Source organism: Elusimicrobiota bacterium, assembly GCA_016182905.1.
Classification (GTDB): domain Bacteria; phylum Elusimicrobiota; class Elusimicrobia; order UBA1565; family UBA9628; genus GWA2-66-18.
In genome coordinates this window covers 80,110-102,515 of the sequence record JACPFR010000004.1, presented here as the reverse complement: position 1 = coordinate 102,515, position 22,406 = coordinate 80,110, and the positions used below count along the sequence as shown (strand labels likewise).

Sequence of the window (22,406 nt, the reverse complement as noted above, 5' to 3'; positions counted from 1 at the left end):
GACGTTGAGGAAGGACTACCTTGGCGAGGGCCGCGAGTCATGATTGAATTGTTCAAGAAGCTGGCGCTGGCTGGAGATGTCTGGGTGCTTTGGCTGCTCGTCGCGGCGAGTGTCGGCTCGCTCGGCGTCATTATCGAGAGATGGCGGGTGTTCCGGCGCGACGATGCCGACTTCCCGGCATTGCTCGAAGCGCTGTCGCGGCAGTTGGAGGCCGGCGATTGGGCCGGGGCGCGGCTGTCGGTATTGGACACTTCGCTGGAAGCGCGCGTGGCCGCCGCCGGAATCTTGAACATTTCGAAAGGTCCCGCTTCGGTAGGGGAGGCCATGACGTCGCGGCTCATCCTCGAGCGAGCGCGGCTCGAAAAAAATCTGATCGTCCTGGGAACGCTCGGCAACAACGCGCCCTTCATCGGACTCTTTGGAACGGTGCTGGGCGTGATCAAGGCCTTCAACGACCTGGCTATGACCGGGGGCTCGGGAGCGGCCGTCGTCATGGCCGGGATATCCTCGGCGCTGGTCGCGACCGCGTTCGGCATTCTCGTGGCCATTCCGGCCGTCGCCGCCAACAACGCGTTCCAAACGCGCTTGAAGAGGAAATGCGTCAACGCGCAGAGCTTGATCCATCTGCTTCTCGTCCATCTGAAGGCCGAGAGGGAGGCCGCGGCCGAATGAGCGCCATGGAGACGGCCGACGACGGCATGGTGACGGGGATCAACGTCACTCCGCTCGTCGACATCATGCTCGTGCTTCTCATCGTGTTCATGGTGACGGCGCATTTCGTCACGGAGTCGGGCCTCAAGATCAACCTGCCGAAGGCGGCGACGGCGGAGGCGCCCGCGTCGGCGAGCCTCATGGTCTCCGCCGACAGAGCCGGAACGCTGCAGCTGATGGGCCAGACGGTCGATCTGAACGCCCTCAAGGCGAACCTCGCGCGCGAGGCGAAGCGCGATGCGGGCGTGCGCGTCACGCTCGCGGCGGATGGCGGGCTGCCTTACCGGCAAGTCGTCGGGATGCTCGACGCGATCAAGCAGGCGGGCGTGACCCGAGTGGCTCTGGCCTCCGAACGATGAGGTCGCGCGTCCGCAACTGGGTGATCGGCGGCGTGGGAGGAGGCGTGCTCGCCTCCGCTTTGGCGCACGCCGGGACGTTCGCGGGCCTGTCGTACGCCTTGGCGCGCCGCGCGCCGCCGGCCATCGTCGCCGAGCTCGATCTCTCCCTGGCCGCCATGCGGACTCCGAATCCCGGCGGCGGGCGGGCGGCGGCCGCGGCGCCGTTTTGGACGGCGCCCAAGCAGGGCGCGCCGCCCGCGCCGGCGCCCGCCGCTCCGGCGCCGCTGCCGGTCGCCCCGGAGGAGCCGACGCCATGCCCCGAACCTTGCGCGGCCACGGCGATCGGCACGGGCGGCGGAGGGACCGGCGAGAGCGAAGGGCGCTACATCCCGGCCTCGCAGGCCGCCCGCCAGCCGCGCTGGATCTCGAATTTCATCACCACCAAGGATTACCCGCAGTCCGCGCGGCAGAGGGGCAAGGACGGCCGCGTCGTGCTGTCGGTGCTCATCGACGAGATCGGCGTCGTGCGCGACGCGCGGCTGCTGCAGGGCGCCGACGAGGCGCTCAACGAGCTGGCCCTGCGCAAAATCCGCCAAGCCGTGTTCTCGCCGGCGTACGACGCCGACGGAAATCCCGTGGCCTGCAAGGTGAAGATGCCGATCCGATTCTCGTTGGAGGACGAATGAGCGCCCTGCGGCAGGCCATTCTGGCCCTGCAGTTCCTGACGGTCCTGCCCGTGCCGAGCCCATCCCGCCTGGCCGAAGGCGACCTGCCAGGCTCGATGAAGTTCTATCCCTTCCTCGGCGCCTTGGTGGGAGCGCTTGCGGGAGCGGCGGGCATGGCTTGCGCCGCTTTTTTCCCGGCTCCGATCGCGGCGGCGGCGGCCGTGGCGGCGCTGGCCGCGGCCTCCGGAGCCCTGCATCTCGACGGCTTGGCCGACGTGTGCGACGGCTTCTACGGAAACGGTGACCGCGAGCGCATCTTGGCCGTGATGAAGGACAGCCGCTCCGGGGCCATGGCCGTCGTGGGCGTGGGCTGCGCGCTTCTCGGCAAGTTCGCTTTGCTCTCCGGCCTGGGCGCGGCCGCGGCGCTGCCGGCTCTCGTCGCGGCGGGAGCGCTGTCGCGCGCGGCAATGGTCTGGCTCTGCTATCGCTCGACGTATGCGCGTTCCGGGAGCGGGACGGGAAGCCCTTATATCGGCCGGGTCGCGGCCGGCACGACGTGTCTCGTCGCCGCCGCCGCGCTGGTGATCGCCGTTGCCGTCTCGCCCGGGCGCGGCGCGATATCGTTCCTGCTCACGGTCGCCGCGGCTGAACTGTATCGCCGGCGCGTCGAGGCCCGCATCGGCGGGATGACGGGCGACACGTTGGGCGCCGCGTGCGAGCTCGTCGAGCTCCTCGTTTTGGGCGTCTTCGCCTTTCAATCAGGGGCCGTCTCATGAGCCACGGCGGCGATTGGGCCGGCGCCGCGCTGCGGACGAAGCGTCCCCCGCGCGCCTTCACGGATTTCAGCGCCAACATCAATCCGTTCGGCTTGCCCCGCGCCGCCGGCAAGGCCCTCGAAGCCGCGCTGCGCGATATCGGCCGCTATCCCGATCCGCATTGCGGCGACTTCCGGCGCGCCGCCGCGGACCGCCATCGCGTGCGGCCCGACGAGATACTTCCCGGCAACGGCGCCGCGGAACTCATCCACCTCGCCGCTCGCGCGCTGCGCGGCCGCCCGGCCTTGATCTTGTCGCCGTCGTTCAGCGAGTACGCGTCCGCCTGCGCCATCGAGAAGACACCCGTGTCTTTCATTCATGCGCGCTCAAACGGCGGCTTCCCGCTCGACACCTCCGCCGTCTTGTCGGCGATCGCGCGACGCCGGCGCTGCGCGGTCTGGGCGGCCAATCCCAACAATCCGACGGGCCGCCTGCTTCGTCCCGCGTGGCTGGCGAGCTTGGTCCGCGTCTGCCGCGCGCGCGAGCACACGCTTATCCTGGACGAGGCGTTCCTTGAGTTCTCGCGCGGCGGCGACGGCCGTTCCTGGGCCGCGCGCGCGCCCCGGCAAGGCTTGCTCGTGCTGCGCTCGTTGACCAAGAGCTTCGCCGTCCCGGGCCTGCGCGTCGGCTACGCCGTCGGGCCCAAGTTCCTGCTCGACGCGCTGAAGCGCTTCCAGCCGCCATGGTCGGTCAACGCCCTGGCCCAGGCGGCCGGAGTCGCGCTCTTGAGCCAGGACGGATTTCTCCGGCGGAGCCGGGAGCGGGTGGCCGGACTGCGCGCCGCACTGTCCGCGGCGCTCGCCGAGCTGGGATTCATTCCTTATCCCTCCGATGCGAACTTCCTGCTGTGCCGGGTGCCGGAGCCCGGTCCCGCCGCGTCGTGGTGGAAAACAGAGGCCTTGGCGCGCGGCCTGCTGCTGCGCTCTTGCGAGGATTTCCCCGGGCTCGAGGATGGGCGCCATGTGCGCTTTGCCGTGAGGACGGCGCCTGAGAATAAAAAGTTGATCGCGGCGCTGGGGAGCATCGCTCATGGCCGCTAAAACCTTGATGGTGCAGGGAACGGGCTCCTCGGTGGGAAAGAGCATGCTGGTTACCGCGCTTTGCCGCCTGTTTCACCTCGAGGGCGCGCGAGTGGCGCCCTTCAAGACCCAGAACATGTCCAATAACTCCGCCATCGCCAAGGAAGGCGGCGAGATCGGCCGGGCACAGGCGGAGCAGGCCCGCGCCTGCGGCCTGCGGCCGTCGGTCGACATGAACCCGATCCTCCTGAAGCCCCAAAGCGATCGCCGCTCGCAGGTTCTGCTCATAGGGCGGCCGATCGCCAGCGTCTCGGCGCGCGGCTACCACCGCCTGAAGCCTCGCGTCGTCCCGGAAGCCCGCGCGGCCTTGGACCGCTTAAGGGCCGGATTCGAGCTGGTGATCTTGGAGGGCGCCGGAAGCCCGGCCGAGATCAACCTCCGCCGTTTCGACATCGTGAACATGACGGCGGCCAGCTGGGCGCAAGCCCCGGTCCTGCTCGTCGCCGATATCGACAAGGGCGGCGTCTTCGCCTCGCTGATCGGGACCATGGAGCTGCTCACCGAAGAAGAGCGCCGGCGGGTCAAGGGCTTCGTGATCAATAAGTTCAGGGGGGACGTCTCGATCCTCAAGCCGGGGCTCGTGGAGCTCGAGCGGCGCACGGGCGTGCCCGTGCTCGGCGTCATTCCTCACCTCTCGGACCTGAGGCTCGCCCAGGAGGACTCGGCGCTGCTCGAGACCTCGCGCTCCGCCGGCGGCGGCGGGAAAGTGCTCGTCGAGGTTCTGCGCTTGCCGCGCATCTCCAACCACACGGATTTCGAGACGCTGTCGCGCGAGCCCGGCGTCTCGCTGCGATACGTCGATCAGCCGCAGGCCAACCGTTTTCCCGATCTGCTGATCATCCCGGGTACGAAAAGCACGATGGCCGACCTTCGGGAGCTGCGCCGGCGCGGCCTGGACCGCTACGTGCTTCGCTGCGCCGCGGCCGGCGCCCAGGTCGCCGGCATCTGCGGCGGCTACCAGATGCTCGGCCGCAAGCTGTTCGATCCCGCCGGGGCGGAGTCGGCGCGGCGGAGGGAAGACGGCCTCGGACTGCTTGCCGTCGACACGCGCTTCTCCTCGACCAAGGCGACCTTCGAGGTGCGCGGCACCCATAACCCGAGCGGGGCGGACATCCGCGGCTACGAGATCCACATGGGCCGGACGACGCGGCGCGGCGGCGACGCCCTGTTGAAGATCGTCGAACGCCAGGGACGCCGCGTCCGCGACGAGGACGGCTCAGCCTCACTCGACGGCAACGTTTGGGGGACCTACGTTCACGGACTGTTCGACTCGGCTCCCTTCCGGCGCCAACTCCTGAAAGGCCTGCGCCGCGCCAAAGGCCTTTCACCCCTCGCGGCCAAATCGGGGGATCAGGGGGAACGGGCGCTCGACGCCCTCGCGCGCGTCGTGGGGCGGAACCTCGATATGAAGCGGCTGCGGACCATCGTCCGACAGGGGCTCCAAGCGGCATGACGCTCTCCTGGCAACTGCTGCCCTTGGCGTACGCCCTCGATCTCATCCTCGGCGACCCGCCGGCCTGGCCGCACCCGGTCCGCTGGATCGGCGCGGCGATCTCAAGAGGGGAGACGACGCTGCGGACGGTCTTCAGCAATGACTTTATCTCGGGAGGCCTCCTGACTGTGTCGGTCGTGGGGGCGACCTACGCCGCGGCCGGGCTCATCCTCGGCATGACGTGGCGCGTTTCGGCCGCCGCCGGCGCCGCCGCCTCGGCGTGGCTGCTCTACACGACCTTGTCGGTCAGATCCCTGGCCGTCGAGGCGAGGCGCGTGGCCGCGGAGCTGGAAGCCGGCGATCTGCCGCGGGCGCGGCGGGCCCTGTCGATGATCGTCGGCCGGGAGACCGGCGAGCTCGATGAGCCCGAGATCGTGCGCGCGGCCGTGGAGTGCGTGGCGGAGAGCACGGTCGACGGCGTGATCTCTCCGTTATTCTACGCGGCGCTCGGGGGCCCGGCCTTGGCGCTCGCGTACAAGGCGGTCAACACGCTCGACTCGATGATCGGCCACAAGGACAGCCGCTATCTCCGCTTCGGCCGGCTCGCGGCCAAGCTCGACACGGCCGTGAACAAGCCGCCCGCCCTGCTCTCGGGCCTGCTCTTGCCGCTCGCGGCGGGGCTCGCCGGTCTTCCGGCGGGGCGCGCCTTCCGCGCGGCTTGGAGCGACGGCGCGTCCTCGACGCCGTCGAACGCCGCCATCCCCGAGGCCGCGATGGCCGGCGCGCTCGGGATTCGCCTGGGCGGGACCAACCGGTACGGCTCCCGCGTCGTCGTCACCCAATTTTTGGGGATACCCGTGCGGCCGCTGCGGCCCGAGATGATCGAGCGCTCGATCCGCGTCATGTACCGCTGCGCGCATATCACGGTCGTGCTGGCCGTCGCCGCTGCGTGGGCTCTGAACCAAGCCGGTCTGAATCTATGGAGGTAACGTCATGATCGTTTTCCTGAGCAGCGCCGAGTCCGAGATATTGGCCGTCCACAACGCGTTGTCGCTGCTTCCCCCGGGCTTCGGTAAAGTCCGCTGCGAGAACACGAACAACCTCGGCTCGCTCCAGGCTCTCGAGGCGTTCTGGACGTCGCTGCCTGCGGATGAAAAAATGGTCTTAGCCGTTCGCGTTCTCGGAGGAACTCGATACTTCGACGAAGGCCTGCGGTTCCTTCGCGCGGCCGCGAAGGCGCGCGGGGTCGCGATGCTGGCCTTGCCCCATCACGACGAGCCCGATCCGGAACTGTCGGAGTTCACGACCGTGCCGCCGGAGATCGTCCGGCTCTCCCTGGCGTATTGGGCCAACGGCGACGTGCAGAACGTCAAGGAGTGGCTCTGCGCGCTCAGCGACGGATTGTTGGGCACCTCGCGCGGCGCCGCCGCGCCGCAAGCTTTGCCTCTCGATGGGCGGTACGCGCTGAAGCGCGTCCCTCCCGATACCTCGGGACCCAGGATCGGCATCCTGTTCTATCGGGCGCACTGGCTCGTCGGGGACACCGGCTACGTCGACTCTTTGTGCGAAGCCGTCGCCGCCGCCGGCGGGTCCCCGGTCCCTGTATTCTGCTACCGGCTCAAGGGGGATTCCGGCCTCTCCTCCTTGGTCCAGAAATACTTTATCGCGGACGGCCGTCCCGTCGTCGACGCCCTGATCTGCGCCCTGAGCTTCGCCGCGTCGACGGGCGCCGCGGACTGTCCCGAGGTCGCCGCAATGGCGTCCTTGGGCGTGCCGATCCTGCAAGCCGTATCAAGCACTCGCTCGCGGCGTGCCTGGGACGAATCGCCCGCCGGCCTCTCGCCGCGCGAGGTCGCGATGAACGTGGCCATCCCCGAGTTCGACGGGCGCATCATCACGGTGCCGTTCTGCTTCCGCGAGATCATGGACGAGGCGAGCCCCCTCGCATGCTCGATCACGCGTTACGTCGCCGATCCGGGAAGGACCCGCGTGGTCGCGCGCTTGGCCGTCCGCTTCGCCAGACTGAGGCGCGTTCCTAATTCCGAGAAGCGCGTCGCTCTGATCCTGAGCAACTACCCGACGAAAAACTCGCGCATCGGCAACGCCGTCGGGCTCGATTCGCTCGCCTCGCTCGTGCAGGTTCTCAAGGCGCTCAAGGCCGACGGCTATCAGGTCGGGGAGTTCCCGGAGGATGGGGACGCCTTGGTCAGGCAGTTGATCGAGTCCGGAGCCTCCTGGGACAATGAGAATGTGTCCGCCCGAACCACGGGGATGTTCCTCTCGGGAGACGACTACAAGGCCTGGTTCTCCGGCCTGCCGCCGAAAGCACGAGAGAAGATCGGCGCGACCTGGGGCGAGGCGCCCGGCGACAAGTTCTGCCTGGACGGCGCTCTCGACGTGCGCGGCATCCGGCTCGGCAACGTCTTCATCGGCGTCCAGCCTCCGCGCGGATTCGGCGACAATCCCATCGCGATCTATCATAGTCCCGATCTGCCGCCGACTCATCACTACCTGGGCTTCTACCTGTGGCTGCGGGAGATTTTCCGCGCCGACGCGGTCGTCCATATGGGCAAGCACGGAAATCTCGAGTGGCTGCCGGGCAAGAGCCTGGGCTTGAGCGAGAACTGCTTCCCGGAGCTGGCGCTCGCGGAACTCCCGTTGTTCTATCCGTTTGTCGTCAACGACCCGGGCGAGGGGACTCAGGCCAAGCGCCGTGCCCACGCCGTGATCGTCGATCACCTGATCCCGCCGATGACGACGGCCGACAGCTATGGCGACCTCTCGAGGCTCGAGACCTGGATGGACGAATACTCGCAGATGGAGGCGCTCGACCCCAAGAAGCTTCCATGGATCAAGCAGAGGATCTGGGAGCTCGTCGAGAAGGCGAACCTCACCTCCGACCTCAACGTCGACGCTCCGCCGGAGGATTTCGGCGGCTTCCTCCAACACATCGACGGCTATCTGTGCGAGATCAAGGACTCGCTGATCCGCGGCGGTCTTCACACCTTCGGCAAGGCGCCGGAAAACGAGGCGCTGCTCGACCTGATCTTGGCGCTCACGCGTCTTCGCGGCCGCGCCGCGCCGATGAGAGAGGCCGTGGCCGTATCCCTCGGAATGGACCCGCAGCTTCTCGCTCTCGAGCCCGGCGCGCCCGTGGACCGGCCTTTGCCGGCGGTCTTGGCGACATTGTCTCCCGACCAGCCCCTTCGCGCCTGGGGTGATGTGACGCGCGCCCTGCACGACGTTTCCAAGCTATGCGTCTCGGAGTTGGCGCGGGGGCAGTTCGATCCCGCCGCGTCGCGCGAGGTCGCCGGCCGCTATGGCGGCCATCCGGAGCTCGAACGGGCGCTTGATGACGTTTGCCGCCAGCTCGTTCCGAACTTGCGCCGGACCACCGAGGAGATCGATCATCTGCTGCTGGGCTTGGCGGGAGGCTACGTTCCTCCGGGCCCGAGCGGTTCCCCGACGCGGGGCGCTAGCGACGTGCTGCCGACCGGCAGGAACTTCTACTCGATCGACATACAGGCCGTGCCCTCAAGAGCGGCCTGGGAAGTGGGCCGTGGCTTGGCGGCGCGGCTGCTGGAGCGTTACGTCAAGGAAACCGGAAGCTTCCCGGAGACCGTCGGTATGATCGTCTGGGGCACATCGACGATGCGGACGAAGGGCGACGACGTGGCCGAGATTCTCTGCCTTCTCGGCGTGCGTCCGGTCTGGGACGAGTCGACTCGGAGGGTGCGCGGGCTTGAGCTGATCCCGCTCGAGGAGCTCAAGCGTCCGCGCATCGATGTGACGGTCCGCATCAGCGGCTTCTTTCGCGACGCGTTTCCGCAGGCGGTGGCGCTTCTCGATCAGGCCGTCAGACTGGCGGCGCGGCAAGAAGAGCCGGAAGAGATGAACTTCGTGCGCAAGCATTGGCTCGCCGATCGCAGGAGCGAGAAGTTCAGCCCGTCGAGCGCGAATGACGAGGATCCTGCGCTGCTGCGGGTGTTCGGCAGCAAGCCCGGGAGCTATGGAGCCGGCATCCTGCAGGCCATCGACGAGCGCAATTGGGAGTCCGACGAGGACCTCTCCAAGATCTATCTCACTTGGGGAGGCTACGCCTACACGGAGAAGACGTACGGCCGCCCGTCCCAGCGCGAGTTCGGCGAGCGCCTCAAGACCGTGTCCTTGGCCGTGCAGAACCAGGACAACCGCGAGCATGACATCTTCGACAGCGACGACTACCTGCAGTTCCATGGCGGCATGATCGCGTCGGTCCGCGCGTTGAGCGGGAAGGCGCCGCTCGCCTATTTCGGCGACTCCTCGCGGCCCGATGATCCCAAGGTGCGCTCCCTGTCGGAAGAGGCCAAGCGCGTATTTCGCGCGCGCGTCGTCAACCCCAAGTGGACGGAAGGCATGCGCCGGCACGGCTACAAGGGCGCCTTCGAGATGGCCGCGACCGTCGACTACATGTTCGGCTACGACGCCACGGCCCACGTCGTCGAGGACTGGATGTACGAGGGCGTCGTCGAGTCGTACGTGCTTGATGAAACGAACCGGGCGTTCTTGTCCGCAAGCAATCCCTGGGCGCTGAAGGGCATGGCCGAGCGCTTGCTCGAGGCCGCACTGCGCGGACTCTGGGAGAAGCCGTCCGAGCCGATGCTCGAGTCCCTGCGCCGCACCGTCCTCGAGGTCGAGGGCGACCTCGAAGGCGCCGCGCTGGAACGACCGAAGGCCGCCGCATGAAGACGCGCAGGAGAGCAACCATGAAACCGCTCCATTATCCTTTCACCGCTATCGTCGGACAGTCCCGGCTCAAGCGAGCCTTGCTGATCAACGCCATCGATCCTCTGATCGGAGGCGTCCTCGTGCGCGGGCAAAAAGGCTCGGCCAAGACGACCGCCGTCCGGGGCCTCGCCCGGCTGCTCGGCGCCGGCGCGCCCCTCTTGGAGTTGCCGCTCGGCTGCACCGAGGACCGCCTTCTCGGCTCGTTTGATCTCGAGCTCATCCTCAAGAAGAGAAAGAAGCGCTTTCTTCCCGGGCTTCTGGCCCAGGCTCACGACGGCATCCTTTACGTTGATGAGGTCAACCTGCTAAGCCATCATCTCGTCGACCTTCTCCTCGACGCCGCGGCCTCGGGTTTCGTGCGCGTGGAACGCGAGGGCTTCTCTCTGACTTCGCCGTCGCGGTTCATCCTGGTCGGGAGCATGAACCCGGAGGAAGGGGAGCTTCGTCCGCAGCTGCTCGACCGTTTCGGCTTGTCGATCGAGACCGACTCGGTCTCCGATCCCGAGGAGCGCGTCGAGGTCACGCGACGGCGGCTGGCTTTCGACCTCGATCCCGCGGCCTTCTGCGAAAAATGGGCCGCTCAAGAGACGGACTTGAAGGCGCTGCTCCTTCGCGCTCGCGGGCTGCTGCCGCGTCTCGATCTGTCGGAAAGCCAATCGAGGGATATCGCGGCGATCTGTGTCGAATCGGGCGTCCAAGGCCTTCGGGCGGACCTCGTGATCTATCGATCCGCGCGCGCCCTCGCGGCGCTCGCCGGCAAGGCGGCGGTCGAGGCCCAGGATGTCGAGGAGGCCGCGCTGTTGGCCCTGCCGCATCGGCGCCAAAAGCACCTCACTCAAAGCGCTCCGCCGCCGCCGCCGAAAAGCCGCCCATCATCGATGGGCGAGTCCGACGGCGCGCAAGGCGGCTCCAAAGCCGCGAAGCCGTCCACGGAGCCCGGGAAAGACTCGGACGCCGCGGAGACGAGCCATGCCGCGGGAAAGCCGCACGCGGTGAAGCCATATGTTCTTGGGCGCAGCGTCCGGCAGGGGAAGGCCGAGCCCGGCCGCCGCCAAAGCCGGGAGACGACCGGCGTCACCGGAGCTCCCGTGGCGCTGCGCGCTTTCTCCGGCAAGGCCTCCGCGATCGCCTGGGACGATACGTTGAAGCACGCGGCCGTCGGAGACGCCGGCGACGGCGCGCTCTCTCTCGATCCGGGCCAGATCAAGGAACATATCCGCGAGTTCAAGACGGGCGCGCTCGTACTCTTCGTCGTGGACGCAAGCGGCTCGATGAACGCCCACGCGCGGATGAAGGCGGCGAAGACCGCGGCTCTCTCGCTGCTCGTCGACGCCTACCAGCGCCGCGACCAGGTCGGTTTGATCGCCTTCCGCGCGGAGGGGGCGGAGTTGCTGCTGCCTCCGACACGAAGCGCCGCCGCGGCCGAGAAGGCTTTGGCTGAGATGATGACCGGAGGCCGCACGCCGCTCGCGGCGGGGATAAGGCTCGCGGAGCAGGTCATCTCCCGGCTCTCCCCGCAGGAGTCTCTTGAGCCTTTTGTCGTGCTGATCACCGACGGTAGGCCAACGGTCGCCGCCGGCGAGGATCCTCTGGCCGAGACCCTGGCGTTGGCGGAACAGTTCCGCAAGCGCAGGATCGCCGGCTTGGTCATCGACACCGAATCAGGCGCGGTACGCCTGGGATTCGCCAAGCGTATCGCCGAATCGTGGGGGGCGCATTATGCCGCACCTGAAAGCCTTTAAAACCGTGCCGCCGGCCGCCGCGGCAATGAGCGCCTATGAGGCGATCTATCGCCGCCGTGATATCCGGAAATTCCGGCCGGATCCCGTGCCCGCGGACGTCCTGCGCCGGATACTCGATGCCGCGCATCATGCCGGCTCGGTCGGCTTCATGCAGCCGTGGAATTTCATCGTGATCCGCGATCGCGCGGTCCGCGAGAGCGTGAACGAGGTCTTCCAGCGCGAGAACGCACGCGCCTCCGGACAATACGCCGGCGACAGGGCGGCTCTCTATAAATCCTTTAAGCTCGAGGGCATCCGCGAGTCGGCCTTGAATGTATGCGTGACGTGCGACCGCACTCGCGGAGGACAGGTGCTCGGGAGAAGCACGATCATCGACACGGACCTCTTCAGCGTTTGCTGCGCCGTCCAGAACCTTTGGCTGGCCGCGCGGGCTGAAGGTGTCGGCGTTGGTTGGGTGAGCATTATCGATAATAGCGACCTGGCTCGCATCCTCGGGCTGCCCGACCATGTCGTGCCCGTCGCCTATCTGTGCGTCGGTTATCCCGAAGAGTTTCCTGCGGAGCCGATGCTCGCGACCGCGGGCTGGCGAAAGCGAATCCCCGTAGACGACCTCATATTCTACGACCGTTACGGCCGGCAGGCCGCGGAAACGCTGAAATAATTTTAAAGGAGCGATCAATCATGGACACGGTCAACGCCGAAAAAGCGCCGCAGACTCACGAGGACATCAAGGTCGCGATCAAGAAGGGCCTGATCATGGTCCATACGGGGGAGGGAAAGGGCAAGACGACGGCGGGCCTCGGCATGGTGCTGCGCTGCCTCGGCCGCGGCTATAAGGTCGCCATCGTGCAGTTTATCAAGGGCAAGTGGATCCCCGGCGAGCTCAAGGCGCTTCGGACATTCGGCGACCAGGTCGAGTACCACGCGATGGGCGATGGCTTCACCTGGGACACCAGGAATATCGAGAAGGACAAGGCCAGCGCCCGCGTGGCCTGGGCCAAGTGTCTCGAGCTCATCCGCTCGAAGCGCCACCGCTTCATCTTTCTCGATGAGATCAACTACGTCGTGCACTACGGCTTCCTCGACGCCCAGGAAGTGCTCGACGGCGTGAAGGAGAAGGATCCGGACACGCATATCCTCCTGACCGGCCGCCACGCGACTGAGGAACTGATCCAGCTCGCCGATCTCGTCACCGAGATGAAGCCGATCAAGCATCCCTATCGGGACCAGAAGATCAAGGCGCAGCCCGGCATCGAGTTCTGATATGAAGATCGCCATCTCGGGCTCCGCGGGGGTCGGCAAGACGACTCTCGTGACGGGCCTATCCGAGGCTCTAGGAATCCCGCGCATCTCAGAGGAGATGCGCGACTATCTGGTCGTCACGGATCAGCCTTTGGCCGGCCGGCCGGCGGCTGAGATCGCCGTCGTTCTCGCCGCGCTGTGGGACCTGCGTGTCTCGCGCGAGTCCGCCCTGCCGGCGTTCGTGGCGGACAACTCATGCTTGGACTTCATCGCGTACGTGCTTTTCTACCGGTGCCAGCACGAGGCCGCGGTGCAGCCCCTCTTGACGGAAGCATGGGCGCGCGTCAGGACGTATGACGCCTGCATCGTTCTGCCATTTGGCTCGATTCCGTATGTTGATGATGGGATTCGTCCACGCAGAAAGGAGAGCCAGAGGAACTATCAGCGTGTCCTGGAAAGGCTCTACAGGAAACAGCGGAATGCCACGACCGTTCATCGCATGCCGTTGGATTGCCGGGTTGAGGACGAACGTCTTCGGTGGGCTCTCTCCTCATTAGCTGCACCAGCACACAGAGAAGATCGTGGAATAATGGCGGGACGATCTTAGACTTACGTAACTCGCGACAGCGCCTCAATTGGCTGACGTTGGTTCGAGATCGTCCAATTTTGACCGAGTATGGACACATTGGGACACCTGGAAAATATTTCCGCGGATCTTGATCCTGAAAAAACGATATTTTCTAAATAAAATTGCTAGTCCGCGGCTCGGGAAAGTGCTCTGCATGGCATGCAGGAGGTCAGCGGTTCGATCCCGCTAAGGTCCACCACTCGCCCCTCGAGATTTTCAACACCGCCGACGAAACGGCAACGACGGGGGCGAGTGGTTTTCTTTCATATACCCCATCACCCCTAGTCCACCAGTTTATTCGTGTTTCTCGACGAGAACCCGGTTCGAGCCTTCCGTTCGGGCATTGACCGGGTTCTCTGCTTTTTTTGAGAGGCTAGGGCCGGGGGCCTGCTAGGCCTTGACTTAAAATCCGAGCCGCCCTATCCTTCGCTTGGTCGACCCCAGCCAAGGAGATTCAGAAATGCCAGGGCAGATATTAGTAATCATCGAGACGCCGGAAGACGAGATCATCCATGTCGCCGGCGAGACGATCACGTTCCAATGCCACACCGTCCCCGCCGGATTCGAGGACAAGGTCATGTGGATGGTCCCCGAGACTCAGTACGCCTCACGCGTCGTGGGGAAGGGGAAAATCTTCACGACGAGCTTCTCGTCCTCCGGCCTGAAGCAGGTCATCGCCGCCGGGCCCGCCGGCGAATATACGGAGGTCACGATCGACCGCCGCCTCGTCGACCCGATTCCGGTCGATCCGCGGCAAGAGCCCGCGGACGATTGGGAAGAGGAGAACCCTGGCGGCACGGGTGTGCGCCCGTTGCCCCCTGAGCCCGAGGAGCCCCCTCCGCCCATCGACGTCATCATCGAGGATGTGATCCAGACCAAGCCCGACACCGACGACGTCCTGCTCTACGTCTACAAGGAGACCACGGAGGCCACCTCCGGCGACATCCTCGACAGCGATCCGCCCCCGGAAGATCATCGCCGTCGCTACCAGCGCTCGCCCAAGCGCGGCGGACACAGCGAGCAGTGGTAAGGAGACCCCATGCCTGACACAGATACAGCAGTTGAAGAGAAGAAGGGCGTCGGAGGCACTACCTTTTACGATGAGGCCGTCCAACTCGCCGGCGAAATCCTCCGCAAGCAGGTCAAGCGCGGCCTCGAGCAGGGCCTCAAGCAGGCCGACAAGCCGATCAAGATGGGCTTCGACGCCATGCTCAAGGACCTCGACGACAAGGTCAAGAGCGCCGGCTCGCCCGACGCCGTCCTCGAGCTCGAGCACCAAGTTGAGATGATCAAGGCGATGCAGCCCATCTACGAGAAGAACTTCGAGGACTTCGCCTACGACGCCGGGCGGGAGGTCATCGAGGACATCTCGGACTTCAAGCTCAAGCACCGCAAGGCGGAGACCGCGGGAGACCTCGACGTGCCGCCCGCAACCTTCAAGTTCAACGTCATTCCGCCGGACTATCGCGTCAAGGTTCGCCCCGACTGGGAATCGATCGTGAGCTCCGGCTTTTTCGGAGACCTCAAGAAGATAGACCTCGACTTCGACGCGAAAGCCTACGCCAAGTTCCGGGACGACTTCGGCTGGCAGAAATACATGAAGCACTTCGGCGTCCAGGGCACGGTGGGCTGCAACATGGTCATCGAGAGCGTCAACGCGACCGCCGCCGCCAACGCCGGGGTCAACCTCGCGGACGACACAGCCACCGTCGGCGCCAACGTCAATGGCTATTGGCGGAAATGGACCTTCAGCGTGAACATGGACTGGAACTACAACTTCCGCGACGGGGACGTCGCGGACTGGAGCGCAAGCATCTTTTTCACGCTTAACCCGTCGGGCAAGCCGTTCCTGCCCGTCGAGCCGTAAATCACGGAACAGGTCCGGTGTCGCGAAGTCGGCATAAGACTGTTTCTTGCCCTCCCCGTTCCCTGACGGTAGAATCCGGTGGAATCCACGAAGAGCACGGAGGGGAGGGTGAAGACCGCAGCGTTGGCCCTGTGTCTGTTGACGGCGGCGCCGGCGCGCGCTCAGACGCCTTACGAGATATCGTCGTCGACTTCGGCCCGGACGACGGCGCCGGAGGCCAGGCCGAGATCCCGCAACTGGATATGGTGGGTGTTGGGCGTGGTGATCATAGGCGGCGTCGTCGCGGCCATCGCCAGCTCAAGCAAAGGCGGCGGGGGCGGGAGCGGGGGCGGCGCCGGGTATTGATCGGGCGCGCGTTCAGCGGACGTTCAGTATTTGTTGGGTCGACCTCGCGTGGGGATCCGGCTATATCCATAGCGAGAGGTGGAACGACAATGGATGAGCTTCGAATCGTGCAGCTGACGAAGGAGATGGTCGCCGAAGAGCTTCGGCTTCTCGGAGACCCCTGCGCGGCCGCCGCGTGCGTGGTCCGCAAGACGTTGATGGCCGCTTTGCAGGGCGCTCCCGCGGGGGACACGGCCCCGACCCGCGTGATCGAGGACGCCGTGAAGGGCGCGATGACCGCTTTGCTGCTCGCCGACCACAGCATGACCCGGGGCTCGATCCTGATCCTCGAGGCGGTGATGGACACGGCCTCCAAGCGCGACCTCGACCCGACCGACAGCATGCGCGCGGCCCTCAAGGGGCTGGCCGACCTGCGGCGCTTCGTGGACCCGTCCCGCATCGACGACATCCGCCTCGAGATCGAGGCGCATTACATGGGCGCCGGCGAGGTGTTCATGGAGTACCTGCGGGGCGTCCCGGTCGCCAAGCGCTAGGACGGCGGAGCGGTTGCGGGCCCGGGGAGGGGTCTGCTACGATGGGGCGTGCTACCGGCGCTCCTCGTGATGACCGCTCTGCCGCTCGCCGACCCGCTCATCGACGTTCAGGCCCTGATCCCGGACGCGGTTCTGGACATCCGCTACGCGACCAAGGACAACCTGACGGGGAGCCCCCTGTACCCGTTCGCGGCCGCCTTCCTGCGGCGCTCCACGGCGGGGAAGCTCGCGAAGGCCGCGGCGGAATTGCGGGCGAAGGGCCTGCGGCTGGTCATCTACGACGCCTACCGCCCGCTGTCCGCGCAGAAGGCGCTCTGGAAGGCCAAGCCCGACGCGCGCTTCGTCGCGGACCCCGCCAAGGGCTCGTCCCATAACCGCGCCGGCGCGGTGGACGCCGCCCTCGCCGACGCCTCGGGCAAGGCCTTGCCGATGCCCTCGGCGTTCGACGACTTCGGCCCGCTCGCGCGCCACGGCGCCCCGGGGGTCCCTCCGGAGGCGCGGCGCAACGCGGAGACCCTGAAGGCCGCCCTCGAGTCCGCCGGCTTCGTGTCGCTGGCCGACGAGTGGTGGCACTACCGCGACCGCGAGGCGCTCTCGTGGCCGCTGCTGGATATCCCGTTTGAACAGGTGGCCCGATGAAAGCCCTCAAAGCCTTGCTCATGTTCGCGGTCGTGCTCGGGATGATCGTCGCCGGCGCGCTCTCGCTGTGGCTTGGGCGCGGGGTCAAGCTCGCGGTGGAGCGCTTCGGCCCCGGGATCATCGGCGCGCCGGTCGCGGTCGGGGCGGTGTTCCTGACCCCCTGGTCGGGCCGCGGCGCCATCAAGGGCCTCGTCATCGGCAACCCGCCCGGCTTCAAGGGGGCGCACGCCCTCAAGGTCGGGTCGGTCGAGGTCAAGATCAAGCTGTCCTCCCTGGCCTCCGACACCGTCGTCGTCGAGAGCGTCGTGGTGCGCGATCCCGAGATCCTCTACGAGGTGGGAGGCGGGGGAAGCAACCTGTCCCGCCTGCAGCGCAACGCGGAGGCGGCCCTGCCCCGGTCCGGGGGCGCGCCGGCCAAGTCCGGCCCGGCGAAGTCCCTGTTCATCAAGGACCTCCTCGTCACCGGCGGCCAGGTCGGCCTCGCGGCGTCCGCGCTGGGAGGCAAGGGCGCGACGATCGCCCTGCCCGGGGTCCGCATGAGCAACCTCGGCGGCAAGGGCCGCTCGCCCGCGCAGGCCGTCTCCGAGGTCCTCGCCGCGATCTCCGGCGCCGCCGCCAAGGCCGTCTCGGGCCTCGGCGCCAAGGCGCTCGGCGACGCCGCCTCCTCCGTGATGGAGAAGCTCGGCGGCCTGCTCAAGGGGAAATGATGACCACCCGAACGCCGTCCGCCGTCGAGACCACCGCCGCCGAGTTCGCCGCCAAGGCCGCCGCCGCGCGCCGCGCCTCCGAGACCTGGCGCCGGACCACGGTGGCCCAGAGGGTCAAGACCTTGCGCGCGCTGTGGAAGGCCCTCGCCGCGCGCCGCGACGAGATCCGCGCCGTCGTCCACGAGGAGACGGGCAAGCCTCTCATCGAGATCGACCTGATGGAGCTCGGCGCCGCGGGCCTGCTCGTCGATTGGATGACGTCGGCCGCGCCTCGCGTCCTGGGCGACAAGGCCGCGAGCAAGCCCTGGTCTCTCTTCAATAAACGCGCGTATGAGAGACGGGTGCCGCGCGGCGTCATCGGCCTCATCACGCCCTGGAACATGCCGTTCCTCATCCCGTTCGGGGACGCCTTCGCCGCGATGCTCGCGGGCAACGCCGTCCTGCTCAAGCCCTCGGAGTGGACGACGAAGACCGCGCTGTGGCTCGAGGGCGCGGTCGCCGGCACCTCCCTCCTGCCCGCGGGCCTGCTGTCGGTCGTGCCGGGCGCCGGCGCCGCCGGCGAGGCCGTCATCGACGCCTCAGACATGACGGTGTTCACCGGCTCGACCAGGACGGGCCGCGCGGTCGCCGTGCGCGCCGCGGGCCAGCTCAAGCCGGTGATCCTCGAGCTCGGCGGCAAGCATCCGATGATCGTGCTCGCCGACGCCTCGCTCGACCGCGCCGCCGCCGCCGCGGTGTGGGCCGCCTGCGGGAACGCCGGCCAGGTCTGCGTCGGCGTCGAGCGCGTCTTCGTCGAGGCCGAGGCCTACGACCGGTTCGTCGAGAAGGTCCGGCCGCGCATGGCGGCCCTGCGCCAGCGGCTCGACGGCCGCGACTGCGACCTCGGCCGCCTCGTCTTCCCGCCCCTGCTCGACCGCATCCAGGAGCAGCTCGAGGACGCGCGCAAGAAGGGCGCGCGCGTCATCGGCGGCGACGTCCTCGACCGCGACGCCCTGCTGATGTCTCCCGCCCTCGTCCTCGACGCGCGCATGGACATGCGCGTGATGACCGAGGAGTGCTTCGGGCCCGTGCTCCCGATCATGAAGATATCCAGAGCCGAGGAAGCCGTCGCCCTGGCGAACGCGGGCCAGGAAGGCCTCGCCGCCAGCGTCTGGACGACGGACCTCGCGAAAGGCGAGCGCCTCGCCGCGGCGCTGGAGGTGGGACTGGTCGGCGTGAACGAGCCCTCGTCGCACTACGCCTACGGCGCGCTTCCCTTCGGGGGAATGAAGCAGAGCGGCATGGGACGGCGTCATGGAGAGGAAGGTTTATTGGCCTTCACTCAGGCGCAGTCCGTGGTGGTTCACGAGTGGCCCGACGCGACGCCCGATCTTTGGTGGTTCCCTTACGATGAACGGAAAGCGGGGTTCCTGCGCAAGCTGATGGGGCTTCCGTGAGGTTAGGCATCCATGCCTCGGTCCGTGGGGGGTATGATGCCGCGTTGAGCGAAGCACTGGCGCTCGGCGCCGAGTCCTTCCAGATATTGCCGTATCGCCGTCACGCCAAGCCGTCGGAAGAAGAGTTGTCTTCTTTCAACGCCGCGCGAAGCGCGGCGAAGCTCCCGCTGCTCGTTCACTCCCGCTATGTGCCGTGTTTGGCGTCGTCAGATGGGGCTCGTCGAACGAGCTCCATCAAACATCTCGCCCATGAATTGTCGTTGACGCAAGCGTTAGGCGGGGATGCATATGTTATTCATGGCGGGGCCTACTCGGTCGACTCGTCCCTGGAGGCGGGCGTCGAATTATTCGCGCAGTCCGTCATAATGGCCGTCCAACAGAGTTCCTGCCAAACGCCGTTGCTGTTAGAAAACGTCCCCGGCGGAGGCCGCCGCATGGGAGGAAGCCTCGAGGATCTAGCGCGTCTGCAAGACGCGCTAAAGCCGTCTCTCCCTCACATCGGCGTCTGCCTGGACACGGCTCATGCGTATGCCGCCGGCTACGACTGCTCCTCCATCGAAGGCGCCCTCAAGTTCGTCGCCCGCGCGCACCGCCTCCTCGGCTTCGATTCCATCAAGGCCTTCCATCTCAACGACACGAGGGCGTTATTGTCCTCGCATCGCGAGCACCACGAGCACTGGGGACGCGGCCGTCTCGGCAGCGAAGGCCTGAAGGCCTTGCTCGACCGCGAGGAGTTCTCGTCGATCCCGGGGATCCTCGAGATGCCCGCCGGCGGACGCGAGGACGACCGGGCCAGCCTGGAGTTCATCCGGAAGCTGTCGGCCTAAGCCGTGATGCGCAGGCCTTCGCGGCCGAGCGCGACCTTCAGCTTGTAGCCGCGCTCGTCGGCGCGGGCCTGGGCTTCCTTGCCCATCTGGTCGAGCACCGAGTCGGCGTAGCTGCCGTCCTGATGGACGAGGACCAGCGCCTTGACGAGGTTCTTGCCCGCGAAGTCGACGGCGGCGAGGAAGCTCGAGTGGCCGCTGTTGCGGTTCTTCTTGTAGTCCTCGGCGGTGTAGCGGCCGTCGTGGAACATCAGGTCCGCCCCGCGGCACACCGCGCCGATCTTCTCGTCGTAGTCCTGGAGCGCGGTCGCGTACTCGCCGTACAGCTCGCTGTCGGGGCAGTACACGATCTTGCGGCCCTCGGTCTGGAGCACGTAGGCGAGCGTCGTGCCGGGGTGGTTCGCGTAGAAGACGGAGAGGCGCACGCCGGGCAGGATCTCGTACGTCTGCTCGAGCAGCTCGTACAGCTCGATCTTCGCGGGCGGCATCTTGTCGCCGAAGCCGGGCTCGAAGGCGGCCTCGAGCGCCTTCTCGAACGGCTTGTCCGCCTCGGAGGCGCCGCTGATGTGGAGCGTGTAGTCCTTGTCGTGGGCGCACGGGAAGCCCGCGAGGCCCTCGACATGGTCGTGGTGGAAATGGGTCAGGAACAGCCAGATTTCTTTATGAAGCGACGATTTCATCAATTCGTTGCCGAGAAGACTTATGCCCGAGCCGGCGTCGAAGACGAAGATGTGCGACGGCGTCTCCACCGACACGCAGGAGGTGTGCTTCCCGTAGCGGGTCACGACCGGCGACACGGCCGACGAGGTCGAGCGGCAGCCCCAGACCACGGCCTTCAGGTCGGTGCGGGCGATCGGCGCGGGCGCGGAGGGGGGGCGGGCCGTCTTCTTCGGGTCCACGCCCTGCTTCTTCATGATCTCGTTGACCTTCTGCGCGAAGAGCTCCACGTCGTAGGGCTTCTCGATGAAGGCCTCGGCGCCGTACTGCGCCGCGCGCTGCTTCTCGGCCTCGAAGGACTTGCCGGAGACGATGATCGCGCGGATCGGCTCGGTCTCGGGGTCGGACTTGAGCCTGTGAAGAAGGGTCAAGCCGTCCAAGCCGGGCATCAGGATGTCGAGGATGACGAGAGCGGGCTTCTCGGCCTTGATGATGTCCTGGGCCTTGAGGCTGTCCTGGATCAGGCGGGAGGTGTAGCCGGCGTCGTTGAGCAGCTCGAGCGTCAGTCCGCCCACGAGGGGGTCGTCGTCCACGATGATGATCTGAGCGCCCATTGCCAGCTTATTCTATAATAATACCAACCATGCGCATCATCGCCGGCGAAAGTCGCGGACGTGCCCTCAAGAGCGTGCCGAAGGAAATGATGGTCAAGCCCATCTCGGCCCGCATCAAGAAATCCGTGTTCGACATCCTCCGCCCGCGTCTCGGAGGAGCCCGGGTGCTCGACCTGTACGCCGGCACCGGCGCCGTCGGCATCGAGGCGCTGTCCCGGGGCGCGGCTTCGGCGTTCTTCGTGGACGCGGACAAGCGCTGCATCGCCGTCATCGAGGAGAACCTCACGCGCCTGGGCTTCGCGGCGAAGGGCCGGGCCTGCTACGGCGACATACTCCAAGATCTTTCGTGGATCCCGTTCCGGGCGGGGGTCTCCGACTTCGACATCATCTACCTGGGCCCGCCGTACCGCACGGAAGACAACAAGATGCTGGCCTACTCGACGCCGTCGCTCGCGCGCGCGGCCGAGGCCGGCCTCCTGGCGCCGGGCGGCGTGGCGCTCCTTCAGCGCTACAAGAAGGAGAAGGTCGAGCTTCCCGCCGGCTACGAGAAATATCGAGAAGAAAGGTACGGGGACACGGACGTGGAGTTTCTGAGGCGCGTCGCGTCGGCTCCTTCATCTGAATAGTGGAGATCTCCTACACCCGCTACCGCATCTACCGCGAGTGCCCGTGGAAGTACAAGCTCCTGTTCGTCGACGGCCGCAAGATCCCGCTCGTCCCCAAGTCCTCCTTCGGGCTGTCTTTGCACCGCGCGCTCGAGGCGTGGCTGGAGAGCGGGGAGTTCTCGCTCGAGTCCCTGATGGCGGCCCTGCGCTCGCGCTGGCTGACGCTGGGCTATCCGGACGAGGAGTCCGAGGCCCGCTGGTTCGCGAAGGCGGAGCGCGCGCTGACCCGCTTCCACGGCGAGGAGGAGTCGCGCCGCGCGCGGACGGTCGCCGTGGAGAAGGAGTTCTTCTGGTCCTCCGGGGCGCACGTGATGCGCGGCATGATCGACCGCATCGATCAGGGCCCCGACGGCGCCTACGAGCTCATCGACTACAAGACCGGCCCCGGCGCGCCGACGACGGAGCAGGTCTCCAAGGATCCTCAGATGCGCTTCTATGCCCTCGGCGCCAAGCGCGGCCTCGGCCTGACGCCCTCGACCTTGACCGTGGACTGCGTCGTCGCGGGCGAGCGGGTCAGCGTCCCCTACGACGGCTCGGGCGAGGACGCCTACGACGCGGACATCCGCGCGGCGGCGTCGGGCATCGAGGCGGCGGCCTTCCCGCCGGACACGAAGTACTGCCCGCGCTGCGACTTCAAGGCGGACTGCCCGTACTCGGCGTCGAAGTAGCGGGGACTGTTTCCGGAAACAGTCGCGGATGA

General features: G+C 66.9%; 22 protein-coding genes and 1 tRNA gene. 22 read left to right on the top strand and 1 reads right to left on the bottom strand.

All coding sequences use genetic code 11. From position 1 onward, the window contains the following. Window positions 1-39 precede the first annotated feature (39 nt). From HYV14_00810 to HYV14_00715, 20 genes are all read left to right on the top strand, one after another. On the top strand, window positions 40-672 hold the full coding sequence (locus HYV14_00810) for a MotA/TolQ/ExbB proton channel family protein (GenBank protein ID MBI2384532.1): 633 nt from the start codon (window positions 40-42) through the stop codon (window positions 670-672). Further along, window positions 669-1,070, top strand: coding sequence for a biopolymer transporter ExbD (locus HYV14_00805; protein MBI2384531.1), 402 nt, complete (start codon window positions 669-671; stop codon window positions 1,068-1,070). Before HYV14_00810 ends, HYV14_00805 begins: the two co-directional genes overlap by 4 nt. Beyond that, on the top strand, window positions 1,067-1,735 hold the full coding sequence (locus tag HYV14_00800; protein ID MBI2384530.1) for an energy transducer TonB: 669 nt from the start codon (window positions 1,067-1,069) through the stop codon (window positions 1,733-1,735). Before HYV14_00805 ends, HYV14_00800 begins: the two co-directional genes overlap by 4 nt. After that, window positions 1,732-2,490, top strand: a complete 759-nt coding sequence (gene cobS, locus HYV14_00795; protein ID MBI2384529.1) for an adenosylcobinamide-GDP ribazoletransferase — start codon at window positions 1,732-1,734, stop codon at window positions 2,488-2,490. Before HYV14_00800 ends, cobS begins: the two co-directional genes overlap by 4 nt. Then, window positions 2,487-3,569: a threonine-phosphate decarboxylase gene (locus HYV14_00790; protein ID MBI2384528.1), complete on the top strand. Its 1,083-nt coding sequence runs from the start codon at window positions 2,487-2,489 to the stop codon at window positions 3,567-3,569. Before cobS ends, HYV14_00790 begins: the two co-directional genes overlap by 4 nt. Further along, a complete protein-coding gene (locus tag HYV14_00785) occupies window positions 3,559-5,061 on the top strand; it encodes a cobyric acid synthase (GenBank protein ID MBI2384527.1) in 1,503 nt (500 codons plus the stop codon). Before HYV14_00790 ends, HYV14_00785 begins: the two co-directional genes overlap by 11 nt. Next, the gene (cobD, locus tag HYV14_00780; protein MBI2384526.1) at window positions 5,058-6,029 is read left to right on the top strand and encodes a cobalamin biosynthesis protein CobD; all 972 of its coding nucleotides are present in this window, start codon (window positions 5,058-5,060) and stop codon (window positions 6,027-6,029) included. Before HYV14_00785 ends, cobD begins: the two co-directional genes overlap by 4 nt. A 4-nt stretch (window positions 6,030-6,033) precedes the next feature. After that, on the top strand, window positions 6,034-9,765 hold the full coding sequence (cobN, locus tag HYV14_00775; GenBank protein MBI2384525.1) for a cobaltochelatase subunit CobN: 3,732 nt from the start codon (window positions 6,034-6,036) through the stop codon (window positions 9,763-9,765). Between the two features lie 20 nt (window positions 9,766-9,785). After that, window positions 9,786-11,549: a VWA domain-containing protein gene (locus HYV14_00770; GenBank protein MBI2384524.1), complete on the top strand. Its 1,764-nt coding sequence runs from the start codon at window positions 9,786-9,788 to the stop codon at window positions 11,547-11,549. After that, window positions 11,527-12,210: a 5,6-dimethylbenzimidazole synthase gene (gene bluB / locus HYV14_00765; GenBank protein ID MBI2384523.1), complete on the top strand. Its 684-nt coding sequence runs from the start codon at window positions 11,527-11,529 to the stop codon at window positions 12,208-12,210. The genes HYV14_00770 and bluB overlap by 23 nt, the downstream gene beginning before the upstream one ends. 20 nt (window positions 12,211-12,230) lie before the next feature. Continuing rightward, window positions 12,231-12,812: a cob(I)yrinic acid a,c-diamide adenosyltransferase gene (cobO, locus tag HYV14_00760; GenBank protein ID MBI2384522.1), complete on the top strand. Its 582-nt coding sequence runs from the start codon at window positions 12,231-12,233 to the stop codon at window positions 12,810-12,812. A gap of 1 nt (window position 12,813) precedes the next feature. Next, window positions 12,814-13,398: an AAA family ATPase gene (locus HYV14_00755; protein MBI2384521.1), complete on the top strand. Its 585-nt coding sequence runs from the start codon at window positions 12,814-12,816 to the stop codon at window positions 13,396-13,398. A 104-nt stretch (window positions 13,399-13,502) separates the two neighbouring features. After that, window positions 13,503-13,618 (top strand) — tRNA-Ala (locus tag HYV14_00750). Window positions 13,619-13,879: 261 nt separating this feature from the next. After that, window positions 13,880-14,449 (top strand): hypothetical protein, encoded by a 570-nt coding sequence (locus HYV14_00745; protein MBI2384520.1) that lies wholly within the window; start codon window positions 13,880-13,882, stop codon window positions 14,447-14,449. Between the two features lie 9 nt (window positions 14,450-14,458). Beyond that, window positions 14,459-15,286 (top strand): hypothetical protein, encoded by an 828-nt coding sequence (locus HYV14_00740; GenBank protein ID MBI2384519.1) that lies wholly within the window; start codon window positions 14,459-14,461, stop codon window positions 15,284-15,286. A 434-nt stretch (window positions 15,287-15,720) separates the two neighbouring features. Then, a complete protein-coding gene (locus HYV14_00735) occupies window positions 15,721-16,164 on the top strand; it encodes a hypothetical protein (GenBank protein ID MBI2384518.1) in 444 nt (147 codons plus the stop codon). A 48-nt stretch (window positions 16,165-16,212) separates the two neighbouring features. Next, complete coding sequence (locus HYV14_00730; GenBank protein ID MBI2384517.1) at window positions 16,213-16,803, top strand: M15 family metallopeptidase; 591 nt, start codon at window positions 16,213-16,215, stop codon at window positions 16,801-16,803. Further along, window positions 16,800-17,510, top strand: coding sequence for a hypothetical protein (locus HYV14_00725; GenBank protein ID MBI2384516.1), 711 nt, complete (start codon window positions 16,800-16,802; stop codon window positions 17,508-17,510). Before HYV14_00730 ends, HYV14_00725 begins: the two co-directional genes overlap by 4 nt. Continuing rightward, entirely contained in the window at window positions 17,507-18,946 is a 1,440-nt protein-coding gene (locus tag HYV14_00720; protein MBI2384515.1) for an aldehyde dehydrogenase family protein, read from the top strand. Before HYV14_00725 ends, HYV14_00720 begins: the two co-directional genes overlap by 4 nt. Continuing rightward, a complete protein-coding gene (locus HYV14_00715) occupies window positions 18,943-19,773 on the top strand; it encodes a deoxyribonuclease IV (protein MBI2384514.1) in 831 nt (276 codons plus the stop codon). Before HYV14_00720 ends, HYV14_00715 begins: the two co-directional genes overlap by 4 nt. Here HYV14_00715 and HYV14_00710 read toward each other — a convergent pair. Beyond that, a complete protein-coding gene (locus HYV14_00710) occupies window positions 19,770-21,041 on the bottom strand; it encodes a response regulator (protein ID MBI2384513.1) in 1,272 nt (423 codons plus the stop codon). The two genes, HYV14_00715 and HYV14_00710, sit on opposite strands and share 4 nt — an antisense overlap. A 29-nt stretch (window positions 21,042-21,070) precedes the next feature. Between HYV14_00710 and rsmD the strand changes: the two genes are divergently transcribed. Together rsmD and HYV14_00700 are read left to right on the top strand one after the other, a co-directional pair. After that, window positions 21,071-21,667, top strand: a complete 597-nt coding sequence (rsmD, locus tag HYV14_00705; protein ID MBI2384512.1) for a 16S rRNA (guanine(966)-N(2))-methyltransferase RsmD — start codon at window positions 21,071-21,073, stop codon at window positions 21,665-21,667. Beyond that, window positions 21,667-22,374, top strand: coding sequence for a PD-(D/E)XK nuclease family protein (locus HYV14_00700; protein MBI2384511.1), 708 nt, complete (start codon window positions 21,667-21,669; stop codon window positions 22,372-22,374). The genes rsmD and HYV14_00700 overlap by 1 nt, the downstream gene beginning before the upstream one ends. Window positions 22,375-22,406 lie beyond the last annotated feature (32 nt).